We start from the raw sequence: 15854 nt of genomic DNA on the forward strand, positions 1-15854 counted from the left end.
CCGGGGCGTTCCCGCAAAGGGGAGCGCCCCGCCCACCCCGGAGTGGTCGCGACCACCCCGGGAGCACACGAAACTGGAACGTATGGACGACCTCGACCTGGACAAGCTGCGGGTGCCGCTGCCGCCCCTGCCCTCTGCACCGGAGGGCTTCCGCAGCGGGTTCGCCTGTTTCGTCGGCCGGCCCAACGTGGGCAAGTCGACCCTGATGAACGCCCTGGTGGGCCAGAAGGTGGCGATCACCAGCAACCGCCCCCAGACCACCCGGCGCACGGTGCGCGGCATCGTGCACCGCGAGGACGCGCAGCTGATCATCGTCGACACGCCCGGGCTGCACAAGCCGCGCACCCTGCTGGGGGAGCGGCTGGACAGCCTGGTGCGGTCGACCCTGGTCGAGGTGGACGTGATCGGGTTCTGCATCCCCGCCGACGAGCCGATCGGCCGGGGCGACACCTACATCGCCCGTGAACTGGCGGCGCAGCGCGACACCCCGGTGGTGGCACTGGTCACCAAGACCGACCTCGTCGACCGCGCGGCGGTCGGCGAGCAGCTAATGGCGGTCGACCGGCTGGGCGAGTGGGCCGACATCGTGCCGGTGTCGGCCGAGAGCGGGTTCCAGCTGGAGACGGCCACCGGCGTCCTGTGCTCGCACCTGCCCGAGGGCCCGCCGCTCTACCCCGACGGCGACCTCACCGACGAGCCCGAGGAGATGCTGGTGGCGGAGCTGATCCGCGAGGCGTCCCTCGAGGGCGTCCGCGACGAGCTGCCGCACTCCATCGCGGTCGTGGTCGAGGAGATGAAGGAGCGCGAGAACACCCGGCCCGGCCGCGAGCTGGTCGACATCTACGCCTCGCTCTACGTGGAGCGCCCCAGCCAGAAGGCCATCGTGATCGGCAGCAAGGGCGCCCGCCTGCGCGACGTCGGAACGGCGGCCCGCAAGCAGATCGAGGGCCTGCTCGGCACCCGGGTCTACCTCGACCTGCGCGTCCGCGTGGCCAAGGACTGGCAGCGCGACCCCAAGCAGCTGCGCCGCCTGGGGTTCGACCAGCAGACGTGAGCCATGAGGGCGGGCCCGGCGCCGGGTCAGCTCTGGTGGTTGAGGTCGCCGGCCAGGCTGATAGCGGCGTGCCGGACGATCGGGGCGGCCCGCTCGACGAACTCCCAGCCGACCCGGGCCTCGGGGCCGGAGATCGAGACCGCCATCATCGCGGGCCCGCCCTGCACGGGGACCGCCAGGCAGCGCACCCCGATCTCCTGCTCGCCGTCGTCGATCGCATAGCCCTGCTCGCGGATCCGCGCCATCTCCTTGGCGAAGTCCTCGGGGGAGGTGATGGTGCGGTCGGTGGCCGCGGGCATGCCGGTGCGGCGCACCATCGACAGCGCCTCCTGCTCGGGCAGCTGGGCGAGCAGCGCCTTGCCCACGCCGGCCGAGTGCGGCAGCACGCGCCGGCCGACCTCGGTGAACATGCGCATCGCGTGCGGCGAGGGCACCTGGGCGACGTAGACCACCTTGTCGCCGTCGAGCATGGCCAGGTTGGCGGTCTCGCCCAGGTCCTCGACGAGCTGGGCCAGGTGCGGGCGCGCCCACGTGCCGAGCATCCGCGACGCGCTCTCGCCCAGCCCGATCAGCCGCGGGCCCAGGGCGTAGCGCCGCGAGGGCAGCTGGCGGACGTAGCCGTTGCCCAGCAGCGTGCGGATGATGCGGTGGATCGTGGGCAGCGGCAGGCCGGAGGACTCGGCGAGCTGGCTCAGTGAGATCTCCCCGCCGGCCTCGGCCATGATCTCCAGCAGCGCGAAGGCGCGGTCGAGCGACTGCACGCCGCCGGAGCGGGGCCGGGCGCCGGGCCCGGCGTGGATGTCGCCGGTGCCTCCACCGGCCGCCGACTGTGACGATGCCAAAGGTCTCAAGCTCCCATCGCGCGGCCGGCCCGCTGGGTGTCGCGGGGGAGGCCACTGTCTCCGACCTATTCATTCTGCGATACGAAAAGCGTGCGTGGTCCCCACTTCCGCCGATCGCCGTGGACGGGGTCGCCGTCCGCCGGCGCTGCGCCCGGCGGACCGGTTGCGGGGGTGGCGCTGGTGGGTGGAGCGTCGGGGCTGGCTATTGTTGTTCCGGATTGCAGAAGTCAGTGTTCGGTATACAGAATACAGTGCCATTTCAGTCCAGTGGCGTTTTTCGGTCTTCCGGATCCCCCTTGCGTTCGCCCGGTCCGGTCGGCCGAGGAGAGGACGTGAGCAGTGGATGAGCACGACGTGACCGGCGGCACCGCGGACGTGGCCGGAACCGGCCTCGACGACCTCCATGCGGCCCTTGACAGCAGGCTCGCCGACGCCGACGCTCGGCTGCTGCGGCAGTACCCGGGCGAGCAGCCGCGCCGCCAGCCGGTGCACACGGTCTACATCCCCGCCGACCGGGTCGGCCGCGGCACCGCCGCCCAATGGGGCGAACAGGCCCTGGAGGCGCTGCGCGACGCCGCCCCCGACCCAGCGGCACTGGTCGCCGGGAGCGGCCTGGACGAGGCCGCCGTCGCGGCGTCCCTGCCGCGCGTCCTCGCCAAACTCGCCCGCGAACCGATCGAGGACCTGCGGATCGACCTGGAGGACGGCTACGGGACCCGGCCCGACACCGAGGAGGACGCCGACGTCGCCGCCGCGGCCCGCGCGGTCGCGGCCGACCTGGCCGAAGGCGGTGCCCCGCCCTACTTCGGCATCCGGATGAAGGGAATGGAGGCCGCCGGGCGCCGCCGCGGCCTGCGCAGCCTGGACCTGTTCCTGCGGACCCTGCTGGAGGCCGCCGGCGACCTGCCCGACGGCCTGCTGCTGACCCTGCCCAAGATCACCTCGGTCGACCAGGTCGAGGCCATGGCCTGGACCGCGGAGCGGCTGGAGCACCGGCTCGGGCTGGCCGAGGGGCGCCTGGGCTTCGAATTGCAGATCGAGACCCCGCAGTCGATCCTCGGCCCCGACGGCACCGCCGCCGTCGCGCGCATGATCCACGCCGGGCAGGGCCGGGTCACCGCCCTGCACTACGGCACCTACGACTACAGCGCCGCCTGCGGGGTCACCGCCGCCTACCAGAGCATGGCCCACCCGGTGGCCGACCACGCCAAGGCGGTCATGCAGCTCGCCGCCGCCGGAACGGGCGTGTGGCTCTCCGACGGCTCCACCAACGTGCTGCCCGTGGGCACACCGGAGGAGATGCACGCCGCCTGGCGGCTGCACGCCGGGCTGGTGCGCCGCTCCCTCGAACGCGCCTTCTACCAGGGCTGGGACCTGCACCCCCACCAGCTCGTCACCCGCTACCTGGCCACCTACGCCTTCTACCGCGAGGCGTTCCCGCCGGCCGCGGCCCGGCTGCGCGCCTACCTCGGCGACGGCGACGGCGGCGTGCTGGACGAGCCCGCCACCGCCCAGGCCCTCTCCGCTGCGCTGGTACGGGGGGTGCGGTGTGGCGCGCTCACCGAGGACGAGGTCGCCGACGCCATCGGCGTGCCCGCCGACGTCCTCACCGGGTTCGCCGGCCGGCGCGTCGGCTAGAGACGCCGCTCACGCCCGGGCGGGGTGGCGCGCCGGGGCCGCCCCGGCCCGTCCTTGGCGGGCGGTGCCGGACGGACACCACCGGGCACGGACGACCAGCACGAGAGGGGACCGAGGAGACCATGCCGGAACACGACTTCGACCTCGTCATCCGCGCGCACCGCGCCATACTGCCGGACGGGGAGCGGCCCGCCGTGATCGGCGTGCGCGACGGGCGGATCGCCGCGGTCGCCGGGCCGGGGGCCGCGATGAGCGCCCCGCGCACGCTGGAGGCGGCCGCCGACGAGGTGCTGCTCCCCGGCCTCGTCGACAGCCACGTGCACGTCAACGAGCCCGGCCGCACCGAGTGGGAGGGGTTCGCCACCGCCACCCGGGCGGCCGCGGCGGGCGGGGTCACCACCATCGTGGACATGCCGCTCAACAGCATCCCACCCACGACCACGGCCGCGGGGCTGGCGGCCAAGCGCGCGGCGGCGCAGGGCAGGGTCGCGGTCGACGTCGGCTTCTGGGGCGGGGCCGTCCCCGAGAACAGCGCACCGGGCGCGGACGCGGAGCTGCGGGCACTGCACGAGCAGGGCGTGTTCGGGTTCAAGTGCTTCCTGTCGCCCTCGGGGGTGGCGGAGTTCGGCCACCTCGACCCCGGAGGCCTCCGCGCCGCCGCTGCCGCGATAAGCGCGTTCGGCGGGCTGCTCATCGTGCACGCCGAGGACCCCTCGGTGCTGGACGCGGCCACGCCGGCCGGCGGGCGAGACTACGCCGCGTTCCTCGCTTCGCGCCCCGACGCGGCCGAGCACGCCGCGATCCGGCTCGTCATCGAGACCGCACGGGCGACAGGGGTGCGCGCCCACATCCTGCACCTGTCGTCGGCCACCGCCCTGCCGCTCATCGCGCAGGCCAAGGCCGACGGTGTCGCGCTGACGGCCGAGACCTGCCCCCACTACCTCACCATCGCCGCCGAGGAGGTCCCGGCCGGGGCCACGCAGTTCAAGTGCTGCCCCCCGATCCGCGGTACGGCCAACCGCGACCTGCTGTGGCGGGCACTGGCCGACGGGCTGGTCGACTGCGTCGTCAGCGACCACTCGCCCAGCACGCCCGATCTCAAGGACCTCGACACCGGCGACTTCGGCACGGCGTGGGGCGGGATCTCCGGGCTCCAGGTGGGCTTCTCCGCCGTGTGGACCGAGGCGGCGGCGCGCGGCCACGGCCTGTCCGATGTCGTGCGCTGGATGGCCCGGCGCCCGGCGGAGATCGCGGGGGTCGCCGGGAAGGGGGCGATCGCGGCCGGCAACGACGCCGACTTCGCGTTCGTGGCGCCCGACGCCGTGGTGCGCGTCGACGCCGCCGAGCTGCGGCACCGCAACCCGGTGAGCGCCTACCACGGCCGCGAGCTGCGCGGTGCCGTGCGCCGCACCCTGCTGCGGGGGGAGCCGGCCGGCACCGGCACGGCGCACGGCCGCCTGCTGGCCCGCAGCTGAGCGCGTCCCCGGGGCCGTGCGCGCGGGCGCCCCGCCGCCCCCTGCGGATCGCGCGGGGCGACGGGGCGCGGGACCGGCCCGGGGCCGGTCAGGAGCAGTACTGCTGCTCTTCGCCGATGATGCGGTAGGGGCAGTCGGCGTAGTCGATCAGGTCGAGCACGGAGTCGTGGTTGCGCTCGGTCTCGCGCCCGATGACGTCGTCGGGCGGGTAGAAGCCGCCCTCGCTCTCGCTGCCCGGGTACATCTCGTAGGTGTAGGAGAAGATGCCCTGGTCGGCCCAGAGCCAGTCGTTGATCGACCCGTCGGTGATGTAGAGGTCGCTGGACTGCTGGGGGGTGTAGCCGTTGCCGTCGGCCATGAGCCGGCCCAGTTCGGCGTGGGTGTCGTAGTCGTCCTGGGTCATGCCGGGGGCGACGTCGCCGTAGGTGTAGCCGTAGGGCCACAGGATGAGCTCGCTGTAGGTGTGGAAGTCGATCGCGGCCGTGATCTGCTGCTCGCCGTCGACCACCCGCCCGCGCACGAAGTCGGCGACCTGGTTGACCTCGGTGGCCGATTCCCCGGCCGAGCCCCGGTAGGTGATGCTCGACGGGTCGCCCGAGGAGCCGCCGCAGCAGCCCCAGTTGTAGGCCCAGTTGCGGTTGAGGTCGGTGCCGATCGCGCTGCTGCCCTCGTTGGGCTGGCGGTTCTTGCGCCAGCTGCGGTAGGAGCCGGTCTCGATGTCGTACTCGCTGCCGTCGGGGTTGACGTTGGGCAGGATCCAGATCTCGCGGCCGTCGAGCAGTTCGGTGATGCGGGCGTCGCTACCGTAGCCGTCGGTGAGGGTTTCGAGCAGGTAGACCGCCATCTCGACGGTCAGGTGCTCGCGGGCGTGCTGTGAGTGGGTGAACAGCACCTCGGGCTCGGCCTCGTCGGTCTCGACGTTGGCGCTGAGCTTGACCGCGATCAGGTCGCGGCCCTCGTGTGACGTGCCGGCGCTGGTCTTCAGGGCGAGGTCGGGGTGGTCGGCGACGACCTGGTCGACCACATCGGTGAGCTCGTCGTAGTTGTGGTAATCGGAGTCCTCGGGCGGGAAGTCCCGGACACCGGGGGTGCCCGGGGAGCCCGGGCCGGGCAGCGGGGTGACCTCGTAGCCGAGGTCCTCGACCGCGGCGGCCTGGCCGGGGTCGGCGGTGATGACGACCGTCCCGTCACCGGCCTCGTCGATGGCGGCCCCGGTCTCGGCGACCTCCGTCCGTTCCTGCGGCGTGCCGGGGCCGTCGACCTCGTACTGCTGCGGCGCTGAATCCGCGGCCGTGTCGGCTGAGGCGGCACCGGTCAGGGTGGAGGCGAGCAGCAGAGGCACTAAGGGGAGGGTGATGAACAGCCTGCGTCGGTGCACGGTGGCTCCTGTGGGGGGAGTGCGGGGTAGGGGCGCCGAACTACTGGTGTTCCAATTGGAGTGATTCACGGCGAGTGATGTCAATATGACGTTTTGACGCAGATATCTCCATGTGACTCGCCGGTAGCCCGAACCGGGCGGTGAGCGGGCCTCGGGCACACCGCTGCCACCCCCTGTCCGCATGTGGCCATAGCGGCGCCGGTCAGACGAATCCGGGGACGGATTCCCACGCGCGGCCCGCGGGCGGGGCGTCGTCGCGCTCCACGGCGGCCTCGATCTTGCCGTAGGGGCGGTCGGCGGCGAAGAACACCTCGTTGGGGTTGTCGAGGCCGAAGGGGGAGAGGTCGACCAGGAAGTGGTGCTTGTTGGGCATGGAGAACCGGATCTCGGCGATCTCCGGGCGGGCCTCCAGCACCGCGGTGCCCATGCGGTAGAGGGTCTGCTGGAGGGCGAGGCTGTGGGTCGTGGCGAAGGCCTCCAGCATGAGGGCCTTCACGGCGGCGTAGGAGGCGTCCCAGTCGGCGCCGGTGCCGATGTAGCGCCACCGGGCCTTCACGTCGGTGGCCAGGATCCGGTCGGCGGTCTCGGGCAGGGTCGTGTAGGCGGTCTTGGGGTAGCCGTGGAACTCCGACCCCGTGGACTTCAGGACGGTCAGCCCTTCGAGCCCCGAGACCACCCACTCGCGGTCGCCGTCCTTGGTGACGACGGTCGTGCGGGTCTCCGCCCCCGAACGGACGAAGGAGTGGTCGTGCGGGCCGTCGGAGGTGGCGATCCGCTCCCAGGCGTACTCGTGGATCTCCTGGCGGGCCCCGTGGATGTAGTCGTGGGCGCCGACGAAGTGGCGGGCGAGCAGCAGCGCGAAGTCCTCGATGGCGCCGATCCCGCCGTTCTCCTTGGCGAACGCATAGACCGTGTTCTTCTGGGTGTCGGTGGCCAGGCAATGGCTGTTGTCGCCGGCGGTGTGCACGGCCTCGAGGTCGCCGCGCAGCTGCGAGGTCACGCTGACGTCCTTGATCCGGTGCACCGCTGTGTCGCGGGCGACGTGGACGAGGCGCACCTCGGCCTTGCCGTACTGGTTGTCCCCGAGTCTGATGCCCACGGCGGGTCGGCTCCTTGCTGGTGTCGGGAGGGAACGCGCCGGCCCGCGGCGGCGCGGGCCGGGAAAGAAGGGAGGGGCGCGGGCCGCTAGCTGCCGCGGTAGGTGGAGTAGCCGAACGGGCTCAGCAGCAGCGGGACGTGGTGGTGCGCGTCCTCGTCGGTGAGGTCGAAGGCCACGGTGACCTCGGGGTAGAACCCGGTGCGTCCGGTGTCGGCGAAGTAGCGCCCGGTGTCGAAGACGAGCCGGTGCACGCCCGCGGAGAGCCGGTCGGGGCCGAGATCGGTGATCCTGCCGTCGGCGTCGGTGATCCCCGACGCGATGGGCGACCAGCGGGTGCGCGTCGCGTCGGCGGCCTCCAGCACCACCTGGACCCCTGCCGCGGGGCGGCCCAGGGCGGTGTCGAGGACGTGCGTGGTCACGTGGCTCATGGGGTGCCCAGGACCTTCCCGATGCGCAGCAGGGCGATCTTGCGGAGCTCGTCGGCGACCACGCGCGCCTCCTCGGCGGGGTCGTTGCCCATCCGCGCGCGCAGGCCGTCGAGGAGTTCGGTGCCGGAGAGCCCGCTGGCGCAGACGAGGTAGATGCGGCCGAACCGGCGCTCGTAGGCCGCCTGGCCGGCGGCGAACGCCTCGCGGACGGCCGCCTCGCCGTCGGCGAACCCGGACTGCTCGCTGCGCGACCAGGCGGCTTCGGCGTCCTTGCCCGGTGCCCGCTCGCCGATGCGCGGGTGGCGGGCCAGCGCGGCGTCGGCCTCGTCATCGGTGATCGTGCGGGCGTGGGCGTCGGCGGCGGCGACCAGGGCGGCACGGTCGGCGAAGGGGCGCGCGCTCAGCAGCGCCTCCACCCACCGGCCGATGTCCAGGCACTGGGCCAGCTCCGCCCGGAAGCGGTCGTCCGGGAGCTCGTTGACGCGCCGCACACCGGGGTCCGCGACCTCCGCCGGGGCGGTGCTGTCGGCCATGATCGGGCTCCCGTCCGTCCGGCGGCGGCCCGGGGCCGCCCGCGGCGGGGCCGCCGGTGCCGCGTCCTGCGGTACCGCACCGGGTCCCCGTATGTCCGTCATGTTTCGTATCGCAGAAATATCGTTCTGCATATCGGACTCTAATCCTGGCCGAGGTGCCGTTGTCAACCGTCCCCGCGGGTGATCGCGGAGACGTCTGCGATCAGGGGTGACTTCGGGGTGGCCGAGGGGGCAGGGGGGAGCGGGCGGCGGAGGGGAGGTTGACAGGGCGGCGCGGGGGACGCAAACTCAGCATATTCCTTAAAGTGAAAAGTATATTCCAACATACGAAATAGTAACTCGGAGGCGAGAGATGAGCCACGCGCTGCGCCCCACGGTCAACTGCTCCCTGTTGTTCACCGAACTCCCCCTGCACGCGCGCCCCGCCGCCGCACGCGCCGCCGGGTTCGAGGCCGTCGAGTTCTGGTGGCCCTTCGCCGACCCCGTCCCCGGCGACGCCGAGACCGAGGCCTTCATCACCGCCATCGACGACGCCGGGGTCCGCCTCACCGGCCTCAACTTCTTCGCCGGCGAGCTCCCCGGCCCCGACCGGGGCGTCCTCTCCCACCCCGCCCGCGTCCAAGAGTTCCGCGACAACATCGACGCCGTCGCCGGCATCGCCCGGCGCACCGGCTGCACCGGGTTCAACGCCCTCTACGGCCGGCGCCAGGACGGCACCGACCCCGCCGAGCAGGACCGGGTCGCACTGGAGAACACCGTGGCCGCCGCCCGCGCCCTCGCCCCGCTGGGCGGAACCGTCCTCATCGAGCCCATCAGCGGCGCCGACGACTACCCCCTGAAGACCGCCGCCGACGCGCTCGCCTTCGTCGCGCGCGCCCGCGCCGCCGGCGCCGCCAACGTGGCCCTCCTCGCCGACCTCTACCACCTCGCCGTCAACGGCGACGACGTCGCCGCCGTGGTGCGCGACCACGCCGCCCAATTCGGCCACATCCAGATCGCCGACGCACCCGGCCGCGGCGAACCCGGGACCGGCGCCCTGCCCATCGGCGCCCTGCTCGCCGCCGCCCGCGACGGCGGCTACACCGGCCACATCGGCCTGGAGTACGCGCCGACCGTGCCCAGCGCCGACAGCTTCGGCTGGCTCAAGACCACCTGAATCACCGAAGGGAAGAAGGGAAACCACATGTCCCAGGCGCGCACCATCGCCTTCATCGGGCTCGGCATCATGGGCCTGCCCATGGCCGCCAACCTGGTCACCGCCGGCCACCGGGTCACCGGCTACGACCTCAACCCCCAGTCCGCCGAGAAGCTCGCCGCCAACGGCGGCCGGGCCGCCGGCTCCATCGCCGAAGCCGTCGACGGCGCCGACACCGTCATCACGATGGTCCCCGACTCCCCCGACGTCGAAGCGGCACTCCTCGGCCCCGACGGCGTGTTCGCCCACGCCGCGCCCGGCGCCCTCGTCATCGACATGAGCACCATCCGGCCCGACGTCGCCCGGGCGGTGGCCGCCGACGGCACCCGGCAGGGCTTCCGGGTCCTCGACGCCCCGGTCAGCGGCGGCGAGGCCGGCGCCATCGAGGCCAAGCTGTCCATCATGGTCGGCGGCGACGCCGAGGTGTTCGCCGACGCCAAGCCCGTGTTCGACGTCCTGGGCACCACCCCGGTCCACGTCGGGCCCTCGGGCGCCGGGCAGACGGTCAAGGCCGCCAACCAGCTCATCGTCGCCGGCAACATCCAGCTCGTCGCCGAGGCCCTGGTCTTCCTGGAGGCGCACGGGGTCGACACCGAGGCGGGGCTGAAGGTCCTCAACGGCGGCCTCGCCGGCAGCACCGTGCTCACCCGCAAGGGCGACTCCATGCGCGCCCGCGACTTCGCGCCCGGGTTCCGCATCGCCCTGCACGACAAGGACATGAAGATCGTGACCACCGCCGCCCGCGAGGCCGGGGTCGCGATCCCGCTCGGCGCCCTGGTGGCGCAGTTCGTGGGGGCGCTCAAGGCCCAGGGCCACGGCGGCCTGGACCACTCGGCGCTGCTGAAGATCGTCCTGGAGCTCTCGGAGTCCGCGGACTGACCGCCGCGATCCACCGAAGACGGGAACCCGCCGGCGGGAGTGGCCGGCCGGCCTCGCGGCTGGCGTGTGCTCCGCGCGAGGTCCGGTGGCCCGGGTGTTGGCCGCACCCAGGTTCCCGCTGGCGGACCCGCAACCCCCCTAGCACTGAAGGGTTCATTCGAATGGTACAGATGCCCGCGATGAACGCCGTCGTCGAGGTCCTCAAGTCCGAAGGCGTCGACACCGCCTTCGGCTGCCCCGGCGCCGCCATCCTGCCCCTCTACAAGGCCCTCGAACAGGTCGGGGGGATCGAGCACCTCACCGTGCGCCACGAGGAGGGCGCCACCCACATGGCCGACGGCTGGGCCCGCACCACCGGCAACGTCGGCGTCGCCATCGGCACCTCGGGCCCGGCCGGCACCAACATGATCACCGGCCTCTACACCGCGCTCGCCGACTCCGTCCCCATCGTGTGCATCACCGGCCAGGCGGTGTCCACCCGGCTGCACCAGGAGGCGTTCCAGGCGATCGACATCGTCGAGATCGCCAAGCCCGTCACCAAGTGGGCCGTGCAGCTCAAGGAGGCCGGGCAGGCCCCGTGGATCTTCCGCGAGGCGTTCCGGATCGCCCGCGAAGGGCGGCCCGGGCCGGTCCTGGTCGACCTGCCGCTCGACATCTCCCAGCAGATCATCGAGTACGACCCCGCGATCGACGCCCCGCTGCCCGTCGCCGCCGTCGAGCCGCACCTCCCGCGCGTCGACCGCGCCCTCGATCTGCTGCTGGCCGCCGAGCGGCCGCTGATCCTGGCCGGCGGCGGGGTCATCATCGCCGATGCGGCCGAGGAGCTGAAGGAGGTCGCCGAGTACCTCAGCGTCCCCGTTCAGGTCACCCTCATGGGCAAGGGGGGCTTCGACGAGGACTCCCCGCTGTACTCCGGAATGACCGGGGTGCAGACCTCCCAGCGCTACGGCAACGCCTCCTTCCTGGAGTCCGATCTCGTGCTGGCCGTCGGCGCCCGCTTCGGCGACCGCCACACCGGCGTCCTCGACGTCTACCGCGGCGAGCGCGCGTTCATCCACGTCGACATCGAACCCACCCAGATCGGCAAGGTCTTCGAACCCGACCTCGGCGTGGTCTCCGACGCCCGCCTGTTCCTGCGCGCCCTCGCCGAGCGGGCCCGCGCGCGCGGGGCGCGGCGCACCCCCGGAGCCTGGGTCGACCGTGTCAACGAGCTCAAGGCCACCCTGGGCCGCCGCGAGGACTTCGACACCGTCCCCATCAAGGCGCCCCGCGTCTACAAGGAGATCAACGAGGTCTTCGGCCCCGACACCTACTTCGTCACCGCCATCGGCCTCTACCAGATCTGGGGCGGCCAGCACCAGAAGGCCCACAAGCCCCGCCACTACCAGATCTGCGGCCAGGCCGGCCCGCTGGGCTGGGAGATCCCCGCCGCCATCGGCGTCAAAAAGGCCCTCAAGCACAGCGAGCCCGACGCCGAGGTGGTCGGCGTCGTCGGCGACTACGGCTTCCAGTACATGGTCGAGGAGCTCGCAGTGGGCGCCCAGTACGACGTGCCCATCGTCCTCATCATGATCAACAATGAGTACCTCGGCCTGATCCGCCAGGCCGAGATCCCCTTCGACATGAACTTCCAGGTCGACATCCACTACGACGAAGTCGGCACCGACAACGTCAAGATCATGGAGGCCTACGGCTGCTCCGGCCGGCGCATCGCCGATCCCGGCGAGATCCGCGACGCCCTGCACTGGGCGCGCAAGCAGGCCGTGAGCACATCGCGCCCGGTCCTGGTGGAGATCATGATCGAGCGCGAGGCCAACACGCCGCACGGCCCCGCCATCGACGCCGTCAAGGAGTTCGAGCCACTGCCCGAACCCGACCCCGTAGCCTGACCTGCGGTCCTGCCCGCCGGGCGGCGCCCGCCGCCCGGCACACCACCCACCCCGTCCGACGAGGAGATGATCCAGCACGTGAGCGGCCAGGAATTCCTGCGGTACCCCGACCTCGCCCTCCGCAGCCACGGCGGCGCCGTCGTCCACGCCAACGACGAGTCCTTCGCCGAGCGGGAGAACCTCATCAAACCCGGGCCCGCCGGCTTCGACCCGGCGGCCTTCGGGCACAAGGGCAAGGTCTACGACGGCTGGGAGACCCGGCGCCGGCGCACCCCCGGGCACGACCACGCGATCGTCCGGCTCGGCGTGCCCGGGATCGTGCGCGGCGTCGTCGTCGACACCGCCTGGTTCACCGGCAACTACCCGCCCGAGGTGTCGGTGGAGGCCACGGGGCTCGACGGCCACCCCGCGCCCGCCGACCTCGACGCCGCCGAGTGGACCGTCCTCGTCCCCCGCTCACCCGTCGCCGGCGACACCGCCAACGCCTTCGCGGTCAACGACGGCCACCGCTACACCCACCTGCGGCTGACCATGTACCCCGACGGCGGGATCGCGCGCTTCCGGGTGCACGGTGAGGCCGTCGCCGACCCGCGCCTGCTGGTCACGGGCGGCCTGGACCTGGCGGCGCTGGAGAACGGGGGCCGGGTGGCCTCGTGCAGCAACGAGTTCTACTCCTCGCCCACCAACGTCATCGCGCCCGGGCTTACCCGCTCCATGGGCGAGGGCTGGGAGAACGCCCGCCGCCGCGACGACGGCAACGACCACGTCGAGATCGCCCTCGCCGCCTCGGGCGAGGTGCGGCTGCTGGAGATCGACACCTCCTACTTCCTGTTCAACGCCCCCGGCGCCGTGCGGGTCAGCGGATGCGACACCGCCGCGGCCGACCCCGCCGACCCCGGCTCCTGGTTCACCGTGCTCGACCGCACCGATGTCCGGCCCGACACCCGGCACCGGTTCGTCGTCGACCGGCCCCGCGCGGCCACCCGGCTGCGGCTGGACGTCTACCCCGACGGCGGCATCGCCCGCTTCCGCGCCCACGGCACACTGTCGGCCGCAGGGCACACGGACCTCTGGCTGCGCTGGATCAACACCCTGCCCGAGCCCCAGGCAGTGGCCGCGCTCTCCGGCTTGGGCGCCACCGCCGACCAGGTGAAATCGCTGCTCGCCGCCCGGCCCCTGGACACCCCCGACGCCCTGCCCGCCGCCCTCGCGGCGCGGGCCCGCGCGTAGGCGCCCCCGCGGTGAACGCCGTGCGGCGGCGCCCCGGCGCCGCCGCACCCGGCTCCCGCCCAGGTCGCAGGCGGGGCCGCCGGAGGGCCGGTTTGGCGGGACAAGGCCGCCATCTGCTAACGTAACTGGCGTCATGCTGCGTGAGCTGCTCCTCCTTAGTGGCCGCGGCGGGGGTCGTTAAACGGTCGGCTCCCTCGCCGCGGGAATTCGGCGTGTACTTCGTCGGCCACACCAGTGCGAGCAACCCTCCAGAGGAGCTTCTTCCACCATGGTCCCGCAGCAGCAGCCCAGCGGCATGCCTTTCCAGCGCTACCGCCCCTTCCCGGCCATCGACCTGCCGGACCGCACCTGGCCGTCGAAGACCATCACCGCGGCGCCCCGCTGGCTCTCCACCGACCTGCGCGACGGCAACCAGGCGCTGATCGAGCCGATGGACCACGAGCGCAAGCGCGAGATGTTCGACCTGCTGGTCCGCATGGGCTACAAGGAGATCGAGGTCGGGTTCCCGGCCGCCAGCCAGACCGACTTCGACTTCGTCCGCAGCCTGATCGAGACCGGCCGCATCCCCGCCGACGTCCAGATCTCGGTCCTGACCCAGGCGCGCGAGGACCTGATCGAGCGCACCGTGCAGAGCCTGGTCGGCGCCGAGCGCGCGACCGTGCACCTGTACAACGCCACCGCCCCGGAGTTCCGCCGGGTCGTGTTCGGTGTCGACCGCGACGCCTGCAAGTCGATCGCGGTCGAGGGCACCCGCCACGTCATGCGCTTCGCCGAGAAGTACCTCGGCGACACCGCCTACTTCGGCTACGAGTACTCGCCCGAGATCTTCATCGACACCGAGCCCGACTTCGCCCTGGAGGTCTGCGAGGCAGTCATGGACGAGTGGGGGCCCGGCCCCGGCCGCGAGATCATCCTCAACCTGCCGGCCACCGTCGAGCGCGCCACCCCCAACGTCTACGCCGACCAGATCGAGTGGATGAGCCGCAACCTGACCCGGCGCGAGTTCGTCTGCGTGTCGGTCCACCCGCACAACGACCGCGGCAGCGGCATCGCGGCCGCCGAGCTGGGCGTGCTGGCCGGCGCCGACCGGGTCGAGGGGTGCCTGTTCGGCCACGGCGAGCGCACCGGCAACGTCGACCTGGTCACCCTGGGCATGAACCTCTACAGCCAGGGCGTCGACCCGCAGATCGACTTCTCCGACATCGACGAGATCCGCCGCGTGGTCGAGCACTGCACCCAGCTGCCCGTGGCCCCGCGCCACCCCTACGGCGGCGACCTCGTCTACACCGCGTTCTCCGGCTCCCACCAGGACGCCGTCAAGAAGGGGCTGGCCGCCCTGGAGCGCGACGCCGCCGAGGCCGGCGTGCCCGTCGCCGAGTACCCGTGGCGGGTGCCCTACCTGCCGATCGACCCCAAGGACGTCGGCCGCGACTACGAGGCCGTCATCCGGGTCAACAGCCAGTCCGGCAAGGGCGGGGTCTCCTACATCCTCCAGCGCGACCACGCGCTGGACCTGCCCCGGCGGCTCCAGATCGACTTCTCCCACAAGGTGCAGGCCTACACCGACGCCGAGGGCGGCGAGTTCGACGGCGAGCGCATCTGGGAGATCTTCACCGAGGCCTACCTGACCGACAACGGGCCGGTGGGCTTCCTGGCGCACCGTTCGCAGACCGACCCCGACGGCACCTACAGCATCGCCGCCGACGTGCGGGTCCACGGGGAGATCCGGGAGATCACCGGCACCGGGCAGGGGCCGCTGTCGGCGTTCTGCGACGCGCTGGCCGGCATCGACATCAAGGTCCGCGTGGTCGACTACGTCGAGCACGCGCTCAGTGAGGGCAGCGACGCCCGCGCCGCCGCCTACGTCGAAGCCGACATCGACGGCCGCACCGTGTGGGGCGTGGGCCTCAACCACAACATCACCGCGGCCTCCCTGAAGGCCGTGTGCAGCGCCGTCGACCAGGCCCACCGCGCCAAGGCCTGACCCCTTCCCGCACACCGGCGGCCGCGCGGCCGCACCGGTCCCGGCGACCCCGGGCCGTGGCCGCCGCGCGCCCCGCCGCCCGTGCCCTCAGCCCGCCGCCCCGGGAGACCCCCGGACGCGGCGCCCCCGGCGGCCGGCGCCCGGAGCATCCTCCCGGACGCCGGCCACCGGAATCGGCACGCACGGCACGATCGGGGAGCAGAGGAGAGTAGGGCGGGAACCGGGGCCGC

At 72.7% G+C, this 15854-nt stretch carries 13 protein-coding genes; 8 read left to right on the plus strand and 5 right to left on the minus strand.

The window, feature by feature from the left end:
• Nucleotides 1-82: 82 nt before the first annotated feature.
• Complete coding sequence (era, locus tag ACFOVU_RS06170; protein ID WP_378530648.1) at nucleotides 83-1054, plus strand: GTPase Era; 972 nt, start codon at nucleotides 83-85, stop codon at nucleotides 1052-1054.
• A gap of 26 nt (nucleotides 1055-1080) precedes the next feature.
• On the opposite strand, the gene ACFOVU_RS06175 is transcribed toward era, so the two are convergent.
• Nucleotides 1081-1815, minus strand: a complete 735-nt coding sequence (locus tag ACFOVU_RS06175; protein WP_378531196.1) for an IclR family transcriptional regulator — start codon at nucleotides 1813-1815, stop codon at nucleotides 1081-1083.
• A gap of 420 nt (nucleotides 1816-2235) precedes the next feature.
• On the opposite strand from ACFOVU_RS06175, the gene ACFOVU_RS06180 reads away from it, so the two are divergent.
• Together ACFOVU_RS06180 and allB are read left to right on the plus strand one after the other, a co-directional pair.
• Complete coding sequence (locus ACFOVU_RS06180) at nucleotides 2236-3534, plus strand: DUF6986 family protein (RefSeq protein ID WP_378530650.1); 1299 nt, start codon at nucleotides 2236-2238, stop codon at nucleotides 3532-3534.
• A gap of 122 nt (nucleotides 3535-3656) precedes the next feature.
• Nucleotides 3657-5009 (plus strand): allantoinase AllB, encoded by a 1353-nt coding sequence (gene allB, locus ACFOVU_RS06185; protein ID WP_378530653.1) that lies wholly within the window; start codon nucleotides 3657-3659, stop codon nucleotides 5007-5009.
• An 88-nt stretch (nucleotides 5010-5097) separates the two neighbouring features.
• Here the strand turns inward: allB and ACFOVU_RS06190 are convergent, their stop codons facing one another.
• The 4 genes from ACFOVU_RS06190 to uraD all read right to left on the minus strand — a co-directional run bounded on the left by ACFOVU_RS06190 (nucleotide 5098) and on the right by uraD (nucleotide 8447).
• Nucleotides 5098-6387, minus strand: coding sequence for a M14 family metallopeptidase (locus ACFOVU_RS06190; protein WP_378530655.1), 1290 nt, complete (start codon nucleotides 6385-6387; stop codon nucleotides 5098-5100).
• 202 nt (nucleotides 6388-6589) lie between these two features.
• Entirely contained in the window at nucleotides 6590-7486 is an 897-nt protein-coding gene (gene pucL, locus ACFOVU_RS06195; RefSeq protein ID WP_378530657.1) for a factor-independent urate hydroxylase, read from the minus strand.
• 86 nt (nucleotides 7487-7572) lie between these two features.
• The gene (gene uraH, locus ACFOVU_RS06200; RefSeq protein WP_378530659.1) at nucleotides 7573-7914 is read right to left on the minus strand and encodes a hydroxyisourate hydrolase; all 342 of its coding nucleotides are present in this window, start codon (nucleotides 7912-7914) and stop codon (nucleotides 7573-7575) included.
• Complete coding sequence (uraD, locus tag ACFOVU_RS06205) at nucleotides 7911-8447, minus strand: 2-oxo-4-hydroxy-4-carboxy-5-ureidoimidazoline decarboxylase (RefSeq protein WP_378530661.1); 537 nt, start codon at nucleotides 8445-8447, stop codon at nucleotides 7911-7913. The genes uraH and uraD overlap by 4 nt, the downstream gene beginning before the upstream one ends.
• A gap of 352 nt (nucleotides 8448-8799) precedes the next feature.
• On the opposite strand from uraD, the gene ACFOVU_RS06210 reads away from it, so the two are divergent.
• The 5 genes from ACFOVU_RS06210 (at nucleotide 8800) to leuA (ending at nucleotide 15624) form a co-directional block, all read left to right on the plus strand.
• The gene (locus ACFOVU_RS06210) at nucleotides 8800-9603 is read left to right on the plus strand and encodes a hydroxypyruvate isomerase family protein (protein ID WP_378530663.1); all 804 of its coding nucleotides are present in this window, start codon (nucleotides 8800-8802) and stop codon (nucleotides 9601-9603) included.
• 27 nt (nucleotides 9604-9630) lie between these two features.
• Nucleotides 9631-10521, plus strand: coding sequence for a 2-hydroxy-3-oxopropionate reductase (locus tag ACFOVU_RS06215; protein ID WP_378530664.1), 891 nt, complete (start codon nucleotides 9631-9633; stop codon nucleotides 10519-10521).
• Nucleotides 10522-10682: 161 nt separating this feature from the next.
• Nucleotides 10683-12410 (plus strand): glyoxylate carboligase, encoded by a 1728-nt coding sequence (gcl, locus tag ACFOVU_RS06220; RefSeq protein WP_378530666.1) that lies wholly within the window; start codon nucleotides 10683-10685, stop codon nucleotides 12408-12410.
• A 78-nt stretch (nucleotides 12411-12488) separates the two neighbouring features.
• Complete coding sequence (alc, locus tag ACFOVU_RS06225; RefSeq protein WP_378530668.1) at nucleotides 12489-13640, plus strand: allantoicase; 1152 nt, start codon at nucleotides 12489-12491, stop codon at nucleotides 13638-13640.
• Between the two features lie 268 nt (nucleotides 13641-13908).
• Nucleotides 13909-15624, plus strand: coding sequence for a 2-isopropylmalate synthase (gene leuA / locus ACFOVU_RS06230; protein WP_378530670.1), 1716 nt, complete (start codon nucleotides 13909-13911; stop codon nucleotides 15622-15624).
• Nucleotides 15625-15854 lie beyond the last annotated feature (230 nt).

The organism is Nocardiopsis sediminis (genome assembly GCF_042650565.1).
In the GTDB taxonomy this organism is placed as follows: Bacteria; Actinomycetota; Actinomycetes; order Streptosporangiales; family Streptosporangiaceae; genus Nocardiopsis_B; species Nocardiopsis_B sediminis.